General features: G+C 68.3%; 15 protein-coding genes. 4 read left to right on the top strand and 11 right to left on the bottom strand.

Going from position 1 to position 17600, the window contains the following annotated elements:
• Positions 1 to 4: 4 nt before the first annotated feature.
• Positions 5 to 718, bottom strand: coding sequence for a lysophospholipid acyltransferase family protein (locus tag ACSGC5_RS06160; protein WP_434969896.1), 714 nt, complete (start codon positions 716 to 718; stop codon positions 5 to 7).
• A 196-nt stretch (positions 719 to 914) separates the two neighbouring features.
• Here ACSGC5_RS06160 and ACSGC5_RS06155 point away from each other — a divergent pair, with 196 nt between their 5' ends.
• Complete coding sequence (locus ACSGC5_RS06155; protein ID WP_434969737.1) at positions 915 to 2741, top strand: AMP-dependent synthetase/ligase; 1827 nt, start codon at positions 915 to 917, stop codon at positions 2739 to 2741.
• Between the two features lie 77 nt (positions 2742 to 2818).
• Here ACSGC5_RS06155 and ACSGC5_RS06150 read toward each other — a convergent pair whose 3' ends face one another.
• Genes ACSGC5_RS06150 through ACSGC5_RS06140 form a run of 3 tightly spaced genes read right to left on the bottom strand, consistent with a single transcriptional unit; the run spans position 2819 to position 8162 of the window.
• Entirely contained in the window at positions 2819 to 3310 is a 492-nt protein-coding gene (locus ACSGC5_RS06150; RefSeq protein ID WP_434969736.1) for a peptide deformylase, read from the bottom strand.
• Between the two features lie 6 nt (positions 3311 to 3316).
• Positions 3317 to 4708: a MinD/ParA family ATP-binding protein gene (locus tag ACSGC5_RS06145; protein WP_434969735.1), complete on the bottom strand. Its 1392-nt coding sequence runs from the start codon at positions 4706 to 4708 to the stop codon at positions 3317 to 3319.
• Between the two features lie 46 nt (positions 4709 to 4754).
• A complete protein-coding gene (locus ACSGC5_RS06140) occupies positions 4755 to 8162 on the bottom strand; it encodes a pyruvate carboxylase (protein WP_434969734.1) in 3408 nt (1135 codons plus the stop codon).
• Between the two features lie 71 nt (positions 8163 to 8233).
• On the opposite strand from ACSGC5_RS06140, the gene ACSGC5_RS06135 reads away from it, so the two are divergent.
• On the top strand, positions 8234 to 9040 hold the full coding sequence (locus ACSGC5_RS06135; RefSeq protein WP_434969733.1) for a ParA family protein: 807 nt from the start codon (positions 8234 to 8236) through the stop codon (positions 9038 to 9040).
• A gap of 64 nt (positions 9041 to 9104) precedes the next feature.
• On the opposite strand, the gene ACSGC5_RS06130 is transcribed toward ACSGC5_RS06135, so the two are convergent.
• From ACSGC5_RS06130 to ACSGC5_RS06120, 3 genes are all read right to left on the bottom strand, one after another.
• On the bottom strand, positions 9105 to 9650 hold the full coding sequence (locus tag ACSGC5_RS06130; protein WP_434969732.1) for a MerR family transcriptional regulator: 546 nt from the start codon (positions 9648 to 9650) through the stop codon (positions 9105 to 9107).
• Positions 9651 to 9743: 93 nt separating this feature from the next.
• Positions 9744 to 10436, bottom strand: a complete 693-nt coding sequence (gene ftsR / locus ACSGC5_RS06125; RefSeq protein ID WP_434969731.1) for a transcriptional regulator FtsR — start codon at positions 10434 to 10436, stop codon at positions 9744 to 9746.
• Positions 10436 to 10945 carry an FHA domain-containing protein gene (locus tag ACSGC5_RS06120; RefSeq protein WP_434969730.1) on the bottom strand — a complete coding sequence of 170 codons (510 nt, stop codon included), beginning with the start codon at positions 10943 to 10945 and terminating at the stop codon, positions 10436 to 10438. The genes ftsR and ACSGC5_RS06120 overlap by 1 nt, the downstream gene beginning before the upstream one ends.
• Before the next feature lie 122 nt (positions 10946 to 11067).
• Here ACSGC5_RS06120 and lpdA point away from each other — a divergent pair, with 122 nt between their 5' ends.
• The gene (lpdA, locus tag ACSGC5_RS06115; protein ID WP_434969729.1) at positions 11068 to 12468 is read left to right on the top strand and encodes a dihydrolipoyl dehydrogenase; all 1401 of its coding nucleotides are present in this window, start codon (positions 11068 to 11070) and stop codon (positions 12466 to 12468) included.
• Positions 12469 to 12483: 15 nt separating this feature from the next.
• On the opposite strand, the gene ACSGC5_RS06110 is transcribed toward lpdA, so the two are convergent.
• From ACSGC5_RS06110 to ACSGC5_RS06095, 4 genes are read right to left on the bottom strand one after another with little or no spacing between them, the layout of a single operon-like run.
• The gene (locus ACSGC5_RS06110; RefSeq protein WP_434969728.1) at positions 12484 to 13158 is read right to left on the bottom strand and encodes a CYTH domain-containing protein; all 675 of its coding nucleotides are present in this window, start codon (positions 13156 to 13158) and stop codon (positions 12484 to 12486) included.
• Complete coding sequence (locus ACSGC5_RS06105; RefSeq protein ID WP_434969727.1) at positions 13133 to 14368, bottom strand: YihY/virulence factor BrkB family protein; 1236 nt, start codon at positions 14366 to 14368, stop codon at positions 13133 to 13135. Before ACSGC5_RS06105 ends, ACSGC5_RS06110 begins: the two co-directional genes overlap by 26 nt.
• 42 nt (positions 14369 to 14410) lie before the next feature.
• Positions 14411 to 14896, bottom strand: a complete 486-nt coding sequence (locus tag ACSGC5_RS06100) for a prepilin peptidase (RefSeq protein ID WP_434969726.1) — start codon at positions 14894 to 14896, stop codon at positions 14411 to 14413.
• An 11-nt stretch (positions 14897 to 14907) separates the two neighbouring features.
• Positions 14908 to 15687, bottom strand: coding sequence for a glycosyltransferase family A protein (locus tag ACSGC5_RS06095; RefSeq protein ID WP_434969725.1), 780 nt, complete (start codon positions 15685 to 15687; stop codon positions 14908 to 14910).
• A gap of 110 nt (positions 15688 to 15797) precedes the next feature.
• Here ACSGC5_RS06095 and ACSGC5_RS06090 point away from each other — a divergent pair, with 110 nt between their 5' ends.
• Positions 15798 to 17411, top strand: coding sequence for an acyl-CoA dehydrogenase family protein (locus ACSGC5_RS06090; protein WP_434969724.1), 1614 nt, complete (start codon positions 15798 to 15800; stop codon positions 17409 to 17411).
• The last annotated feature ends 189 nt before the right edge of the window (positions 17412 to 17600 follow it).

Raw genomic sequence — 17600 nt, 5'->3', positions numbered from 1 at the left:
CCCCTCAGTCTATCGGGGCGGGCACGGGCGCAGAGCGCGGCGGCACCGCACGGTTCTTGACGGTCGAGGCGTACACGTCGTCGTACCGCTGCTCCCCCAGCCGCTGCAGCGCGACCATGATCTCGTCGGTGATGGAACGCAGGATGTATCGGTCGCCTTCCATCCCGTGGAAGCGCGAGAAGTCGAGGGGCTCGCCGATGATCACCCCCACCCGGACAACGTTCGGGATCTTTCGCCCGATGGGCATCATCGTGTCGGTGTCCACCATGACGCACGGCACGACGGGTACGCGAGCCTCGAGCGCCATCCGGGCGATTCCCGTGCGCCCGCGGTACAACTGGCCATCGGGACTGCGAGTGCCCTCGGGATAGATACCGAGAAGGTCACCCCGGCCGAGGACCTGGAGGCCCGTGTTCAACGACGCTTCGGATGCCTTGCCCCCGGAGCGGTCGATGGGCAGCTGACCGGTCGCCTTGAAGAACACCCGGGTCGCCCACCCCTTGATGCCCTTCCCGGTGAAGTAGTCGCTCTTGGCCAAGAACGTGACCGGGCGATCGATCATCAACGGGAGGAAGATCGAGTCCGCGAACGAGAGGTGGTTGCTGGCGAGGATAGCCGCGCCGGTCTTGGGCACATTGCGTCGACCCACGATCCAGGGGCGGAAGATCGCCTTCACGATGGGGCCGATGACCACGTACTTCATGAGCCAGTAGAACACCGCTCGCACGCTCCTTCCCTCACCGGCGCTTCTGAAGTCTAGTCACGACGGGCCGGCGGTCTGAGCGTGGCGATCCCGGCGAGACACCCCCCGAAAACCATCTGGAACGAGGTGTCATCCAGGGTGAGATCGAGTCTCATCGGGTAGCATTGGCGGTCACACCGATCCGCTTTTCACCGGTACCGAAGGAGTTGCCGTGGTCCAGTTCGATACACCCGCGGTCGTGGCCCCCGATCCGCAGGCCAACATCACCGATCTGCTCGTGGAGCGGGTGAAGAAGACACCACAACTCGCGCTGTTCGCGGTTCCCGACGGCACCGGCTGGCGAGACATCACCGCATCCGACTTCCTGAACCAGGTCGTGGCGCTGGCAAAGGGACTCGTGGCCGGCGGGATCGAGCCAGGCGACAAGGTGGGCTTCATCGCCCGCACGACGTACGAGTGGACACTCGTCGACTTTGCGATCTTCTTCGCCGGCGCGGTCATGGTCCCCATCTACGAGACCAGCTCCCCGACGCAGATCGCGTGGAACCTGTCGGACTCGGGCGCCGTGGCCTGCATCTGCGAGTCGGCCGACCATGAGGCTCGGGTCAAGGAGGCCCTCGCCGACCTCCCCCACGTCCGGTCGACGTGGGCGATGCACAAGGGAGACCTCGACGCGCTCGTCGAGAAGGGCGCGGCGATCACGGATGACGAGATCGAGCGACGGCGCTCGCTCGCCGTGGGTGCCGACATCGCGACGCTCATCTACACCTCCGGGTCAACAGGCCGCCCCAAGGGCTGCGTCCTCACCCACAGCAACTTCGTCGAGCTCTCCCGGAACTCCGCGGAGGCGTTGAAGGAGGTTGTCGCCAAGCCGGGCGCCTCGACACTCCTGTTCATCACGACGGCCCATGTCTTCGCGCGCTTCATCTCGATCCTCAACGTGCACGCGGGCGTGAAGACCGGGCACCAGCCCGATACGAAGCAGCTCCTTCCCGCGCTCGGATCCTTCAAGCCGAGCTACCTGCTCGCGGTGCCCCGCGTGTTCGAGAAGGTCTACAACTCGGCAGAGCAGAAAGCGGAGGCCGGCGGGAAGGGCAAGATCTTCCGGGCGGCAGCGCACACCGCGATCGAGCACTCGAAGTACATCCAGGAAGGACGCAAGGTCCCGTTCATGATGGGGCTGAAGTTCCGCCTGTTCGACAAGCTCGTGTACTCGAAGCTCCGCGAAGCGATGGGCGGGCGCGTCGAGTACGCCGTGTCGGGATCCGCTCCCCTGGGCGAGCGTCTCGGCCACTTCTTCCACAGCCTCGGCGTCGACATCCTCGAGGGCTACGGTCTGACCGAGACCACCGCTCCCGCAACCGTCAACCTCCCCGGCAAGTCCCGGATCGGAACCGTCGGGCCCGTGCTGCCGGGCGTCGGCGTGCGGATCGCGGAGGATGGCGAGATCGAGGTCCGCGGCATCGACGTCTTCAAGGAGTACTGGCGAAACCCCGAGGCGACCGCGGCCGCCTTCGACGGCGAATGGTTCAAGACCGGCGACATCGGCGCCTTCGACAAGGACGGATTCCTCCGGATCACCGGCCGGAAGAAGGAGATCATCGTCACCGCGGGCGGCAAGAACGTCGCGCCCGCCGCTCTCGAGGATCCCATCCGCGCCAACCCGATCGTCGGTCAGGTCGTCGTCGTCGGCGACCAGAAGCCGTTCATCTCGGCCCTCGTCACCCTCGATCCCGAGATGCTGCCGACGTGGCTTGCCAACAACGGGCTGCCCAGCGAGATGTCTCTCGACGATGCCGCGTCCCACGAGGCGGTCCGCGCCGAAGTGCAGCGGGCGATCGACGGCGCCAACGCAGCAGTCTCCCGCGCCGAGTCCATCCGCAAGTTCGTCATCCTCCCCACGGAATGGACCGAAGCAAGCGGCCACCTCACACCCAAGATGAGCATCAAGCGCAACGTGATCATGGCGGACTTCGGCGACCACATCGAGGAGCTCTACGCGGTGCCGGTCACGACATCCAACGTGTCGTTGTCCTAGTCCTCACCCTGAGACCGTGACGCACAACGGCGGGGTTCCTGCAGGAGCAGGCACCCCGCCGTTCGCGATCGGACGTGTCAGAACCAGTCGGACTCACGGACCTCGCGCATTGCGCGCTTGCGGCGTTCCGGGTCGAGCCGGTCCAGGTAGAGCTTCCCGTCGAGGTGGTCGGTCTCGTGTTGCAGGGCCTGCGCCATCAGGCCGTCGCCCTCCAGGATGACGGGCTTTCCCTCCAGGTCGATGCCGTGCACGACCGCGTGAGGATGCCGCAGCGTGTCGTGCCAGAGTCCGGGCACGGACAGGCACCCCTCCCCCACGAGTTCCGGCTCGCCCGAGACCGCCACGAGCACCGGGTTGAGCACGTAGCCGATCTCTCCGTCGATGTTGTAGCTGAACGCGCGAACGCCGACGCCGATCTGCGGCGCGGCGACGCCGGCACGTCCGGGGAGCGCGACGGTGTCGAGGAGGTCGGCGACCAGCGCCCGTGTCCCCTCGTCGATCGTGTCGATCTGAACGCTCGGTGCGCGCAACACGGGGTCACCGAACACGCGGATGGGTCGAACAGCCATGAGCGCTCACACCACCGCGGGGGTGCGCAGGGATTCGACGACTGCTGCCGCGAGCTGGCGCGCGGCCTCGCGCGTCGCAGGATGGATCTCGTGGAACCCGATCGCCGCTCCTGACGCGATGTGGGAGTCGTACGGCATCCGGATGACGGCGCGTACGCGAGTCCGGAAGTGAGCCTCGACCTCGTCCGCCCGAACCAGCGGTGACCCGGGTCGCGTGGTGTTGAGCACCACGACGGCCTCGCGCACACGATCGCCGTACCCGTTCGTCTCGAGCCAGGTGAGAGTCTCGGATGCGAGACGCGCCTCGTCGATGCTCAGGCCCGCCACGACGACGAGCGCATCGGCACGCTCCAGGGTCGCCGACATCACGGAATGCACGATGCCTGTCCCCGTGTCGGTCAGCACGACCGAGTAGTAGTGTGCGGCGACGGCGGCAGCTGCACGGTAGTCGTCATCACCGAACGCCTCCGAGACGCGAGGATCGGCGTCGGAGGCGAGGACGTCGAGCCGCGTTTCGTCGCGCGCGACGATCGTCGACAGGTCGTTGTATCCGACCACCTCGTCTTTGATGCGCACGAGGTCTCGGATCGTCTTGCCGCTGGTGCGTCCGATCCGCTCCGCCAGCGTCCCGCGGTCGGGGTTGGCGTCGACCGCGACGACACGGTCATCGCGGGCATCGGCGAGCGCCATCCCGAGCAGCGTCGTGACAGTGGTCTTGCCCACGCCACCCTTGCGGCTGAGCACCGGAACGAACCGCGCGCCGCCGGGCAGCGGAGCCGCGATCCTCCGGCTGAGTTCCTTACGGGCACGCGCCTTCTTGCTGTCGCCGAGGTTGATGAGTGTGCCCGAGGCCCGGTAGAGGGTGCTCTGCCAGAATCCTTCCGGCTCCACCTTCGCCACATGATGCGGGTCCAGCAGTCGGTCGGCGGTCAGGACGTCCGCGCCCTCACGGCTGACCTCCAGTTCACCGAGGCGTTTCGAGGCGAGGGTGACGTCGAACACCGCGGCCGTCGGCTCCACCGCGCGGACCGGCTGCGCCACCGAAACGGCGACACGGTCGGTGAATGCCGGTGCGGGCTCGGGCTCGTCCGCCTCGACCGCATCCTCGATATCCATGTCGTGGCGCTCCTGCGGAGCATCCGCGACGGCATCGTCGATGATCTCGGCTTCAGCGGTGTCGGCTCGCTCCGCGGGCGCGGGCTGCGTCATGCGTTCCTGCGCGGACGACTCGTCGAAGTCCTCGTCGATCGCGTCATCGTCGTCGGCGGGAACGGGAAACGCGACATCGACCTGCGCCGTCGAGCCGCCGAGGAAGATCCCCGACGTGTCGACCCGCTCCTCGTCGAGGATGCCGTGCTCTTCGTTCTCCGGCTGTTCCGAGTCCGGTCGATCTGCCACGTGCTCTCCCTGCCGTCGATGTGGCGGCGCTGCGCCGCCCTCCAGGCTATCCGGCGGGTCGCACGACGAGCAAAAGATCCCCCGCATCGACCTGCTGCGGGGACGCGATCACGAGTCGCTCGACGATGCCGTCGACCGGCGACGTGATCGCCGCCTCCATCTTCATCGCTTCGATCGAGGCGACCGGTTGACCGGCTGCAACCGCCTCCCCCTCGCCGACCTTCAGTGTCACGACGCCGGCGAACGGCGCGGCGACCTGACCCGGCTTCGACGTGTCAGCCTTCTCCGCCTGGCGCACCTCGACCGAGATGCTGCGGTCGCGCACGAACACGGGGCGAAGCTGGCCGTTGAGCGTGGTCATGACGGTGCGCATGCCCTTCTCGTCGGCCTCACCGATGGCTTCGAGCCCGACGAACAGCTGCACGCCGCGCTCGATCTCCACGACGTGCTCGGATCCGTGCTCGAGTCCGTAGAGGTAGTCGACGGTGTCCAGCACGCTCACATCGCCGAACGTGTCTCGTACACGCTCGAACTCCTTCGTCGGCGCCGGGAAGAGGAGCCGGTTGAGGGTGGAACGACGCTCGCTCGAGGTTCCGGCGAGTCGCTCGGCATCCTCGGCGCGCAGCGGAGCGGTGGCGGCGCGCGGTTCGCGCCCCTGCAGAACCTTGGAGCGGAACGGCTCAGGCCATCCACCCGGCAGATCGCCGAGCTCACCTGCCATGAACCCCACGACGGAGTCGGGGATGTCGTAGCGCTCGGGGTGGGCGGCGAAGTCGGCGGGGTCGGCCTTGACGGCGGCCAGGTGCAGCGCGAGGTCGCCGACGACCTTCGAGGACGGGGTCACTTTCGGTACCCGACCGAGGATGTCGTTGGCCGCGGCGTACAGGTCCTCGATCAACTCGAAGTCCTCGGCAAGACCCAGGGCGATCGCCTGCTGGCGCAGGTTCGAGAGCTGACCGCCGGGAATCTCGTGCCGGTACACGCGACCTGTCGGGCCGGGGAGCCCCGACTCGAACGGGCGGTACAGATGACGAACGGCCTCCCAGTACGGTTCGAGATCGGATGCCGCCGCCAGGTCGATGCCGGTGTCGCGTTCGGTGTGCGCCAACGCGGCGACGAGCGCCGACAGCGACGGCTGGCTCGTCGTTCCCGCCATCGGAGCAGACGCCGCGTCGACGGCATCCGCACCGGCCGCGGACGCGGCGAGCAGGGTCGCGAGCTGCCCGCCGGCGGTGTCGTGCGTGTGCACGTGCACGGGAAGGTCGAACCGCTCGCGCAGCGCGCTCACCAGAGCGGATGCTGCAGCCGGGCGCAGCAGACCCGCCATGTCCTTGATCGCCAGGATGTGCGCGCCGGACTGCACGATCTGGTCGGCAAGTCGCAGGTAGTAGTCGAGGGTGTAGAGATCCTCAGCGGGGTTCAGGAGGTCTCCCGTGTAGCACATCGCGACCTCGGCGACCGCGGTGCCCGTCGACAGCACGGCATCGATCGCGGGACGCATCTGCGACACGTCGTTGAGCGCGTCGAAGATGCGGAAGATGTCGACGCCGCTTGCGGCGGCCTCAGCGACGAAGGCATCCGTCACCTCGGTCGGATACGGCGTGTAGCCGACCGTGTTGCGTCCGCGAAGCAGCATCTGGATCGCGACGTTGGGCAGCGCCTCGCGGAGTCGGTCGAGACGTTCCCAGGGGTCCTCGCCGAGGAACCGGAGCGCCACGTCGTAGGTGGCTCCGCCCCACGCTTCGACCGAGAGCAGTTCGGGAGTCATGCGCGCGACGTAGGGCGCCACGGCGACCAGATCCTTGGTGCGCACCCGTGTGGCCAGCAGCGACTGATGCGCGTCCCGGAACGTCGTCTCGGTCACCGCGAGCGGGGTCTGCTCGCGCAGCGCTCGCGCGAACCCGGCAGGACCGAGATCGAGGAGTCGTTGACGCGAGCCCGCCGGCGGGTCCTCCGTCAGGTCGATCGTCGGGAGCTTGAGTGCGGGGCTGACCGTCAGCGGGTTCTCGCCGTGGGGGCGATTCACCGTCACGTCGACGAGCCAGTTGAGCATCTTCGAGCCGCGGTCCTTGGACTCCCGTCCACGCAGCAGCTCGGGGCGCTCGTCGATGAACGAGGTCGAGAGGTCGCCGGCGAGGAAGGCGGGGTCTTCGAGCACAGCCTGCAGGAACGGGATGTTGGTGGACACGCCACGGATGCGGAACTCCGCCAGCGCGCGCCGAGCGCGAAGCACCGCGGCCCCGAAGTCCCGCCCGCGGCAGGTGAGCTTGGCGAGCATGGAGTCGAAGTGCGGGCTGATCTGCGAGCCGGCGGCCGTGGTGCCGCCGTCCAGACGGATGCCGGCACCGCCGGGCGAGCGATACGTCGTGATCTTCCCGGTATCGGGGCGGAACCCCTGCGTGGGGTCCTCCGTCGTGATGCGGCACTGCAGCGCCGCCCCACGCAGACGGATGCGGTCCTGCGTCAGGCCGAGCTCGTCCAGGCTCGACCCCGACGCGATCAGCATCTGCGACTGCACGAGATCGACATCCGTGACCTCTTCGGTGACGGTGTGCTCGACCTGGATGCGGGGGTTCATCTCGATGAACACGACCTCGCCGGTGCGCGGTCCCGCGGTCTCGAGCAGGAACTCGACTGTGCCGGCGTTCTCGTAGCCGATGGACTCGGCGAAGGCCACCGCGTAGCGGTGCAGGTCGTCTCGCACCACGGGATCGAGATTGGGCGCCGGAGCGATCTCGATCACCTTCTGGTGACGGCGCTGGACCGAGCAGTCGCGCTCGAACAGGTGAACCGTGTGTCCGGTCTTGTCGGCGAGCACCTGCACCTCGACGTGTCGGGGACGCTGCACGGCCTGCTCGAGGAAGACCCGCGGGTCACCGAAGGCGCTGCCTGCCTCGCGCATCGCCTCGGCCAGCGCCGGCGGCAGCTCCTCGGCGGTCTCGACTCGGCGCATGCCGCGGCCTCCCCCGCCGGCGACGGCCTTCACGAAGATCGGGAAGCCGATCTCGGCGGCCTGCGCGACAAGAGCGTCGACGTCGTCGGAGGCATCGGTCGAGCGCAGCACCGGCACCCCGGCGCTGACGGCGTGCTGCTTCGCCGTGACCTTGTTGCCTGCCATCTCCAGGACGGCGGCGGGCGGTCCGATGAAGGTGATTCCGGCGGCTGCGGCCTTCTCAGCCAGCTCGGGGTTCTCCGAGAGGAACCCGTAGCCGGGGTAGATCGCGTCGGCACCGCTCTCGCGGGCAACGCGGATGATCTCGTCGACGTCGAGGTACGCGCGCACCGGATGACCGCGCTCACCGATCTGGTAGGCCTCATCGGCCTTGAGCCGGTGCAGGGAGTACCGATCCTCGTAGGGGTAGACCGCGACAGTGCGGGCTCCGAGTTCGACGGCGGCCCGGAAGGCTCGGATCGCGATCTCGCCACGGTTTGCTACCAGGATCTTGCGAAACATCACACCTCGCTGTGGGTGAGGGGGCCTGCCTGAGTGTGCACCCAGCCTAGGGGACGGTAACGTAGAGCCTCGTGCACGTACTGTCGGTGAGCTCGCTCAAGGGTGGTGTCGGCAAGACCACTGTCACGCTGGGGCTTGCCTCCGCCGCCTTCGCCCGCGGTGTCCGCACCCTTGTGGTCGATCTCGACCCCCAGTCGGACGTCTCGACGGGCATGGATATCCAGGTGGCGGGAAAGCTCAACGTCGCCGACGTGCTGGCCAACCCGAAAGAGAAGGTCGTTCGACAGGCGATCACCTCCAGCGGATGGGCGAAGGTCCACCCCGGCACGATCGATGTCATGATCGGGTCGCCGTCCGCGATCAACTTCGACGGCCCGCATCCGAGTGTTCGCGACGTGTGGAAGCTCGAGGAAGCACTCGCGACGATCGAGGCTGACTACGACCTCGTTCTGATCGACTGCGCACCCTCGCTGAACGCACTCACGCGCACCGCCTGGGCGGCAAGCGACCGCGTCGTGGTCGTCACCGAGCCCGGATTGTTCTCGGTCGCCGCTGCCGACCGCGCGCTGCGTGCGATCGAAGAGATCCGCCGCGGCCTGTCCCCTCGTCTTCAGCCGCTCGGCATCGTCGTCAACCGCGTGCGGCCTCAGTCGATCGAGCACCAGTTCCGCATCAAGGAGCTGCGGGAGATGTTCGGTCCTCTCGTCCTGTCGCCGCAGCTTCCCGAGCGCACGTCACTGCAGCAGGCGCAGGGTGCGGCAAAGCCGCTCCACATCTGGCCCGGCGACTCGGCACAGGAGTTGGCGGCCGACTTCGACGCGATCCTCGACCGGGTCATGCGCACGGGCCGAATCCCCTCCCCCGACGCCGCGTCCTAACCGCATCCCCTGCGAAGCAGGTGCTGCAGAGCGGGTACTGCCGGATCAGGTGCTGCGGCGCCGGTCAGGCTGTGCGAGCGGCGCGGCGCGCCGCGAGTTCGTCGACGGCATCCGGAGCCTGCGGGTCGAACTCGACGAGGGTGGACTCGACCTCACGCAGTACCTTGCCGACGGCGATACCGAACACGCCCTGACCGCGGCTGACGAGGTCGATCACTTCGTCGTTGGACGTGCAGAGGTAGACGGATGCGCCATCGCTCATGAGCGTCGTGCCGGCCAGATCCCGGATGCCGGCAGCGCGAAGCTGCTCGACGGCCGTGCGGATCTGTTGCAGGGAGATGCCGGTGTCGAGCAGCCGCTTCACGAGCTTGAGCACGAGGATGTCGCGGAAGCCGTACAGTCGCTGCGATCCCGACCCGGATGCGCCGCGCACTGTCGGTTCGACCAACTCGGTGCGGGCCCAGTAGTCCAGCTGCCGGTAGGTGATCCCCGCTGCGCGGGCAGCGACCGCGCCGCGGTAGCCCACCTCGTCGTCGAGCGCAGGAAGACCATCGGTGAACAGGAGATCTGCCGTCAGGCTGGGCGTCGATTCCGCCTCGCGTGCCGTCATGGCAACCTCCCCAGTTCGATCGGACATGTCAACGCTAGATCAGCCACGTGTCTCGGGCAACGACATCCGGCCGTTGCGCCTCGGCGTGTCGCGCTACGAGAGAAAACGTTCGAGAGCGGAACGCAGGAAGATCGAGCGCACTTCCTCCAGGCGCCGCGCCAGTTCGGGCGCGAGTTCCTCCGCCCGCCCGCGCGAGGCAGCGTCCGTACGTCGAGCCAGCGGCGCGACGGCTGACTCTACCAGAGCGGCATCGCGCTCCGCGCTCTGCCGAAGCGTGCGGATGTGGCGCGGCTCGATGCCGTGGCGGTCAAGTGCCACGAGGCACCGCAACAACGCGACGGTCTGCTCGGAGTAGGTCTCGGATCCCGTGATCACTCCGGTGCTGATGGCATCGTTGAGCAGTTGCGGAGCGGCACCCGCGGCGGCCAACAGCTCTTCACGACGGTATCGGCGCGGGGCTGCGACGATCGAGGTCGGCGGTGCCGGCAGTGGCGTGACCGGGTCACGCCCCGCATCCACGTCATCGAGGTACTCGCGGATCACGACGAGCGGCAGGTAGTGGTCGCGCTGCAGTGTGAGCGCGAGCCGGAGGCGCTCGACGTCGGCGGGAGCGAACTTGCGGTATCCGGACTCGGTGCGCGTGGGCGTCACGATGCCCTGCATCTCGAGGAAGCGAAGCTTGCTCGAACTCAAGCCCGGAAACTCCGGAGACAGCCGCGCGAGAACTTGACCGATGCTCAGAAGCCCCGCTGCGGAGGCGCGATCACGGGCGGGAACGCCCGCCATCACTGCTCCGCCGCGGGCTCGAGGTCGGCGGGCGAAACGAAGAAGTTCAGTCGGAACTTGCCGACCCGGGCTTCTGATCCGTTGGTGAGCACGGCGCGATCAACCCGCTCTCCATTGACGTAGGTGCCGTTGAGCGAACGCTGATCGACCAACTCGAACGTCTTGCCGGTGCGGGTGATCTCGGCGTGCCGACGCGACACCGTCACGTCGTCGAAGAAGATGTCTGCTTCTGGATGGCGACCCACCGTCGTCACGTCGGCATCCAGCAGGTAGCGTGCACCCGCAGTCGGGCCGGAGCGGACGATCATGAGCGCAGATCCCGACGGCAGCGCATCGATCGCCTCGAGTTCGACCTCGCTCAGGTCGCTGCCGAACGGCACGAACGACAGGTCGGCATCGTGTCCGAACGACACCGTCGTGTCGGCCCCACGGCCACCGAGAGCCGACGCGGCGGGGTCGCCGGAGGCGCGACGGATCTCGTCGGGTTCAGCGGGCGCATTCTGTTCCACGGGGTGCCTCCTCAGGCTCCCCAGGATAGTCCGATTCGCTCCCCGAATGTCGAGTCGATCACCCGTATGCTCATCCGCCGAACTGTCGCCGTGGGATTGGTGCCGAGCGATAGGCTGGCAGCATGCCTCACTACGACGTCGTCATCCTTGGTGCCGGCCCCGGCGGGTATGTCGCGGCCGTCCGCAGCGCTCAGCTGGGTCTGTCCACAGCCGTCATCGAAGAGAAGTACTGGGGCGGGGTGTGCCTGAACGTCGGATGCATCCCGTCGAAGGCGCTGCTGCGCAACGCGGACCTCGCGCACACGTTCCACGCGAAGGCCGATCTGTTCGGCATCTCGGGCGATGTGCACTTCGACTTCGGCGTCGCCTGGGACCGCAGCCGTGAGGTCGCGGCAGGTCACGTCAAGGGCATCCACTACCTGATGAAGAAGAACAAGGTCACGGAGTACGACGGCCGTGGCTCGTTCATGGACGACCACACGATCGAGGTCAAGACCTCGGACGGCGGCACCGAGACGGTGACCTTCGACAACGCGATCATCGCGACCGGTTCGACGGTGCGGCTGCTCCCGGGCGTGTCCCTCAGCGAGAACGTCGTCACGTACGAGGAGCAGATCCTCACCCGCGAGCTGCCGACGTCGATCGTGATCGTCGGCGCGGGCGCGATCGGCATGGAGTTCGCCTATGTGCTGTCGAACTACGGCGTCAAGGTGACGATCATCGAGTTCCTGGACCGCGCGCTTCCCAACGAGGATGCCGAGGTCTCGAAGGAGATCGCACGCCAGTACAAGAAGTACGGCATCGAGATTCTCACCTCGACCAAGGTCGAGAGCGTCACCGACCACGGCGACCACGTCACTGTCGCCTACACCGGCAACAACGACGGATCCCAGGGGTCCATCGACGCCGACAAGGTGCTCATGTCGATCGGCTTCGCCCCCCGCGTCGAAGGATTCGGCCTGGAGAAGACCGGCGTGAAGCTCACCGACCGCGGCGCGATCGACATCGACGACTACATGCGCACCAACGTTCCGCACATCTACGCGATCGGCGACGTCACGGCCAAGCTGCAGCTCGCTCACGTCGCTGAGGCACAGGGCGTGGTGGCCGCCGAGACGATCGGCAAGGCCGAGACGATGCCCCTCGGCGACTACCGGATGATGCCGCGCGCGACGTTCTGCTCGCCGCAGGTCGCAAGCTTCGGTCTGACGGAGGCGCAGGCGCGCGATGCCGGCTACGACGTCCGCGTCGCCAAGTTCCCGTTCAGCGCGAACGGAAAGGCGAACGGGCTGGGCGAGGCGGTCGGCTTCGTCAAGGTCATCGCTGACGGCGAGCACCTCGAACTCCTCGGCGCGCACATGATCGGGCCGGATGTTTCGGAGCTGCTGCCCGAGTTGACCCTTGCCCAGAAGTGGGACCTCACGGCCCTCGAAGCCGCGCGCAACGTGCACACGCACCCGACGCTGTCCGAAGCGGTTCAGGAAGCATTCCACGGCCTCGCCGGCCACATGATCAACATCTGACCCGCGGGTCAGGCGTCACAGGCCCAGGGCGCGCGCGAGCTTCGAGTCACTCGACGCCTCGCGCGCGCCAGCCTGGTGCGCGGCGATCGTGATCGCGTCGAAGAACGCCGTCCGCTCTGCGGTGCCGACCGGACCCGCGGGGCCCGCCTCGATCTCCCACTCACGCCACGCCCGTTCCGTCCCGCGCACCTCGTCGCGGGCGCGGACACGATCATCGACCATCTCCGCGACCACACCGCCGTCGGCATCCGTCAGCGCGTAGGCGGTGCGCGTGTTCCGGATCCGAGCGATCACGATGAGCGGATCCGAGACGAGGTGACCGACGTGTGCGACGATCTCGGGCGGAACACCCGGGACGGATGCCGATCCCCCGCCCGTATCGAGCGGCCAGCCGGTTTCCATCCGGCCCGCGCCCTCGCGGGGCCCCTTGAGGTGCCAGCCGGCGTCCGGCCCGCCTTCGCGGCGCCGCAGTGCGTACCCGGCGCGACCGAGCGCGTAGTCCGCGGTGTCGTAGTAGACGGCGTCGAGTTCTCGCAGTTCCGGCTCTCCGACGCGGTCGATGCCGGCGACCGCCGTCCAGTCGGGCACCGGCGTGGACGGATCGACGTCGAAGGTGACCTCGACTTCCAGAGTTCGCGACGGATCTGTCGACCCCGCGGCCTCGTCAGTCGTCGGCGGGTCCGATCTCATCGGTGGACTCCACGAAGTAGAACTCCCCCTCGGTGGGGCCGTCGTGATCGCCCGTGTGCTCGAGCGCACCGCGGCGTTCGTAGATGACCTGTCCCTCGCCATAAGGAACGATCATGGTGTCCGCGTCCGGGGCATCCAGGGGCAGGACCTGCCCATCGAGCGGGCCTCCGTGAAGTCGTGCAATGGCCATGCCCCGAGCATAGTCCCGCAGGTCCGCGCTCTCCTCGATCGCCGCGGCGCGCGCGGCGAGCAGTTCCTGCGTCGACTGTCGCGAGGTCGCCACCGCGCGGCGCAGCCGCCGCTGCGCGAAGGTGAGAGGGGCCGATGCCGGGACGACGCCCTGGGACTCCTCTGCGGCGACGATGATGTAGGTGCACGCGATCAGGATGACCTGCGCCGAGAAGTTCAGCCACAGCAGGAGCGCGATGAGCGTGACGGATGCGCCGAGCAGGGGATTGGCGGAGGCGCCCTGCACGAACAGCCCCGACAGCTGCTGCAACACCGTGAGTCCCAGGCCGCCGACCAGCGAGCCGGCCCACAGCGCCCGCGCCGGCGCCCGGATGCCGCCCAGTACCAGGAAGATCGCCGCGATGAGAGCGGCATCCAGGACGAACACCGTGGCGATGCCGATCGCTCTGGTCAGCGCGTCGACGAGGAACTCCCCCGACGACAGCCCCAGCCATCCGGCCACGAGCGAGACGCCTGCCGTGCCGAAGTAGGTGACGGCCGCGGAGGCGATCACCGCGATTCCCACGCCCGCAGCCATCGCGAGGTTGCGCAGCATCACCCAGACGAAGAAGCCGTCGTCGAAGACGGTTCCCCCGAGGATGTGCAACGCCGAGCGCAGCGTGGCGACGGCGCCGATCGCAGCGAAGACGAGCCCGATGCCACCGACGATTCCCGCGATCGTGAGACCGGACTCCAGCGTGTCGGTGCTGATGACGCCGTTCTCGCCGATGAGCCCCGGGATCACCGAATCCACGGCCTCCACGAGCGCATCCCACGCCTCGGGGTTGTCTGCCAGCCACTGCCCCGCGAAGAAGAACCCCAGCGCCGCAGCAGCGAACACCGAGAACAGCGCGCGGTACGTGACGCTGTCGGCCAGCACCGGGCCGCGGCGCTCGGCGTACAGCAGCAGGGTGCGAACGATGCGCAGCGACAACGCCCATCTGATCGCGGCGGCGATGAACGTCTTCAGGGCGGCCGGCATGAGTCCAGGCTAACCGGCAGGCGTCGAGACGGCCGGGGAATGTCAGGGCCTTGACACGGCGAGGGCGATCGCCACCCACGCGCCGCCAATCATCCACGGTCCGAACGGAATGGCCGTGCGGCGGTCTGCCTGCCGCGTCGCGAGCATCCCCGCCGCGAACGCTCCTCCCAGCACGAACCCCGCGAGGGTTCCCACGAGCACGCTCCCCCAGCCGAGCCACCCCAGGTGCAGACCGATCACCGCGGCGAGCTTGACGTCACCACCGCCGACGCCGCCCGCCGACAGCATCCGGAGCACGAGGTACGCGCCCAGCAGCACGACGGCCGCCAGCAGGGCACGCACGAGGACGTCGAGGTGCCCGCCCGTGGCAGCGGCCGCCGACAGCCCCAGCAGTCCGGTCGCCCCGGCGAGCGCGACGAGGCGGTTGGGAAGCCGGTGGCTACGGATGTCGATGATCGCGAGGATCGTTCCGATCACCGCGAAGGCCGCGAACGCCGCAACGGTGAGCGCGGTCGAGATCGTCGGCATGGAGCCTGAGCCTAGGTGACCGCGACTCCTGCGTCGTCGCCGCCCGGGCCTTCCTGTGGATAGTCGGTTTCTCGGCGCCGCCAGGGCGCACCCTCCGGCCAACTGGCGGCGAAGGTCGGGACGACCCGTCCCACGCGGCGCGCGAGGCCACGGACCGAGGTGAGGGGCCGGGCCGAGACCGGCATCGTCAGCGTGCGGTCCCACCGCACGCCGTCGCTCTCGCGCAGGTGGATGGTCAGATCGAGGTCATCGTGGATGCGCGCGTTGTCACGGTCCACGACCTCGCGTGCGCGCTCCCAGATGGCGGAGCGCATGGCGAAATTCGATCCGAACACGAGCGGGATGCCGAGCCAGAGGTTGACCCAGAACCTGCCCCCGCCGATGTACCAGTGCTCGCCGAGATAGCGGACGACTCTGCCCGCACCGTAGAACTCCGCGCCGCCGGTGAGCACACCGAGGGTCTGGTCGGCCTCGAACGCGGCCTCGATGCGCGCGAGCCAGTCGGGGTGCGGCCGAGAGTCGGCATCGACGCGGGCGATGATCTCGCTCGTGGGCAGCGCCGCGTCGTACCCGCGGGCCGCAGCAGGCCAGATCCCCACGAGCGGCTCGTCGATCAGCTCGACGCCGGCTTCTCGCGCGACGGCGGCGGTGTCGTCGGTGCTGCCGTTGTCGACGACGATCACCCGGTCGGCAGGGCGTTCCTGCTTCTGCAGCGCCCGCAGGCATTCCCGGAGGAACTCGGCGTCATTGCGACACGGGATCACGACAGTAATGCGCAGCGCCGATGTCACCCCCTCACCCTACCGGCGGCCATCCCGGATGCCGGGAGCGCCGCATCCGGGATTCGATGGCCTTCGCGCGGGGCACAGGCTTACCGTGGAGCAACGGACGAGGGAGTCGGATGAACACGCACGAGGTCACGAACCAGGCCCCCGAACGCACCGGTCTCGACGAGTACGAGGCCAATACCGCGCTGCGCGAGGCGGTGGAGCGACATGATGCCGGTGGCGCGTCGGAACGACTGCACCGGATCGGGCGGCGTGTCGGCTCCGCTGCCTTTCAGAACGATGCGGCCCGCGCGAACCGGATCGAGCCTGTGCTGCGCACCCACGACCGGTACGGGCGTGTGATCGACCAGGTCGAGTACGACCCCGCGTACCACCGGATCATCGGGGCGGCACTGGCCGACGGCGCGCACACTGGTGCGTTTCGGGAACCCGGGCCGGGGGCATCCGTGGCACGCGCTGCCGCGTTCATGCTGTACGCGCAGGTGGAGCCCGGTCACGCGTGTCCGGTGTCGATGACACACGCGGCAGTTCCGGTCATCGCCGCTGACGACGACCTCGCCGGGGTGTGGATGCCGCGACTGCTGAGCACGCAGTACGAGCCTGATCTGGTGCCGGGCAAGGCGGGTGCCGTATTCGGTATGGCCATGACGGAGAAGCAGGGCGGCTCCGACGTGCGGGCGGGCACGACGCTCGCACGGCCCGTCGGTGGGGGCGAGTACGAACTGACCGGGCACAAGTGGTTCTGCTCGGCGCCGATGTCGGACGCGTTCCTCGTTCTCGCACAGGCTCCCGGCGGCCTGTCGTGCTTCCTCCTGCCGCGGCTGCTTCCGGATGGTGCGCGCAATGAGATCCGCATCCGTCGCCTGAAGGACAAGGTCGGAAACCGGGCGAACGCGTCCGGCGAAGTCGAATACGAGGGAGCGCGGGCGCGGCTGGTCGGTGAGGAGGGGCGAGGGGTGCGCACGATCATCGAGATGGTCACGCGCACGCGTCTCGACAGCGTTCTGGGAACGACCGCAGGGATGCGGCAGGCGACCGCGGAGGCCGCGTGGCACGTGCGCCACCGCGCGGCGTTCGGTGCTCGGCTGATCGACCAGCCGCTCATGACGCAGGTGATCGCCGACCTGCAGCTCGAGACCGAGGCGGCGACCGCGACGGCGATGCGGCTCGCGCGGGCCTACGACCAGGATGCGACGGCGCAGGAGGTCGCGTTTCGGCGACTCGGCACCGCTGTGGCGAAGTACTGGGTCTGCAAGCGCGGGCCCGGCCACGCGTACGAGGCGATGGAGTGTCTCGGGGGCAACGGGTACACCGAATCGTTTCCGCTCGGGATGCGGTACCGCGAGCAGCCCGTGATGGCGATCTGGGAGGGATCGGGAAACGTCATCGCGCTCGACGTGCTGCGCGCTCTGGTGCGGGATCCGGACAGCTTCGAAGCCTTCGACGCCGAGCTGGCGCACACCAGCGGCGTGGACCGGCGGCTCGACGCCCATCTCCGGCGCACACGGGAGCTCGTCTCGGAGCTGGCGCACGACGACGCTCGCGAGGGTCGCGCGCGCGAGCTGGTGACGGCGCTCGCGCTCGCGCTGCAGGGTTCGCTGTTGGTCCGCCACGCTCCCCCGGCCGTCGCCGACGCGTTCATCGGCTCGCGGATCGCCGGCGGCGCTCACCTCTACGGGGTACTCCCGGCCGGCACGGATGCCGCATCCATCGCTGCGCGTGCCTGACCATGCCCGGCACTGATGCGGTTCCGGCCGGGACCCGGTAGCGGTTGGGACCAAAGGCCCTATGGGCTCTCGTCGCCGTGGTGCACTCTGATGTCAGACCACGAAAGCTCGTCCGAAGCCCCGCTGAGGATGACTGGTTTCGTCGCTGGACGATGTTCGGCGACGCACGTGGGGAGAGGTATCCGGCGG

Source organism: Microbacterium sp. bgisy207 (assembly GCF_965345035.1).
Taxonomy (GTDB): domain Bacteria; phylum Actinomycetota; class Actinomycetes; order Actinomycetales; family Microbacteriaceae; genus Microbacterium.
This window is presented reverse-complemented; position numbering and strand designations above follow the sequence as displayed.

Excerpts from the sequence above, each read along its gene's own strand:
- ACSGC5_RS06150 (WP_434969736.1), bottom strand. The coding sequence starts at position 3,310 with ATGGCTGTTCGACCCATCCGCGTGTTCGGTGACCCCGTGTTGCGCGCA.
- ACSGC5_RS06140 (WP_434969734.1), bottom strand. The coding sequence starts at position 8,162 with ATGTTTCGCAAGATCCTGGTAGCAAACCGTGGCGAGATCGCGATCCGA.
- ACSGC5_RS06130 (WP_434969732.1), bottom strand. The coding sequence starts at position 9,650 with ATGACGGCACGCGAGGCGGAATCGACGCCCAGCCTGACGGCAGATCTC.
- ftsR (WP_434969731.1), bottom strand. The coding sequence starts at position 10,436 with ATGGCGGGCGTTCCCGCCCGTGATCGCGCCTCCGCAGCGGGGCTTCTG.
- lpdA (WP_434969729.1), top strand. The coding sequence starts at position 11,068 with ATGCCTCACTACGACGTCGTCATCCTTGGTGCCGGCCCCGGCGGGTAT.
- ACSGC5_RS06110 (WP_434969728.1), bottom strand. The coding sequence starts at position 13,158 with ATGAGATCGGACCCGCCGACGACTGACGAGGCCGCGGGGTCGACAGAT.
- ACSGC5_RS06105 (WP_434969727.1), bottom strand. The coding sequence starts at position 14,368 with ATGCCGGCCGCCCTGAAGACGTTCATCGCCGCCGCGATCAGATGGGCG.
- ACSGC5_RS06100 (WP_434969726.1), bottom strand. The coding sequence starts at position 14,896 with ATGCCGACGATCTCGACCGCGCTCACCGTTGCGGCGTTCGCGGCCTTC.
- ACSGC5_RS06090 (WP_434969724.1), top strand. The coding sequence starts at position 15,798 with ATGAACACGCACGAGGTCACGAACCAGGCCCCCGAACGCACCGGTCTC.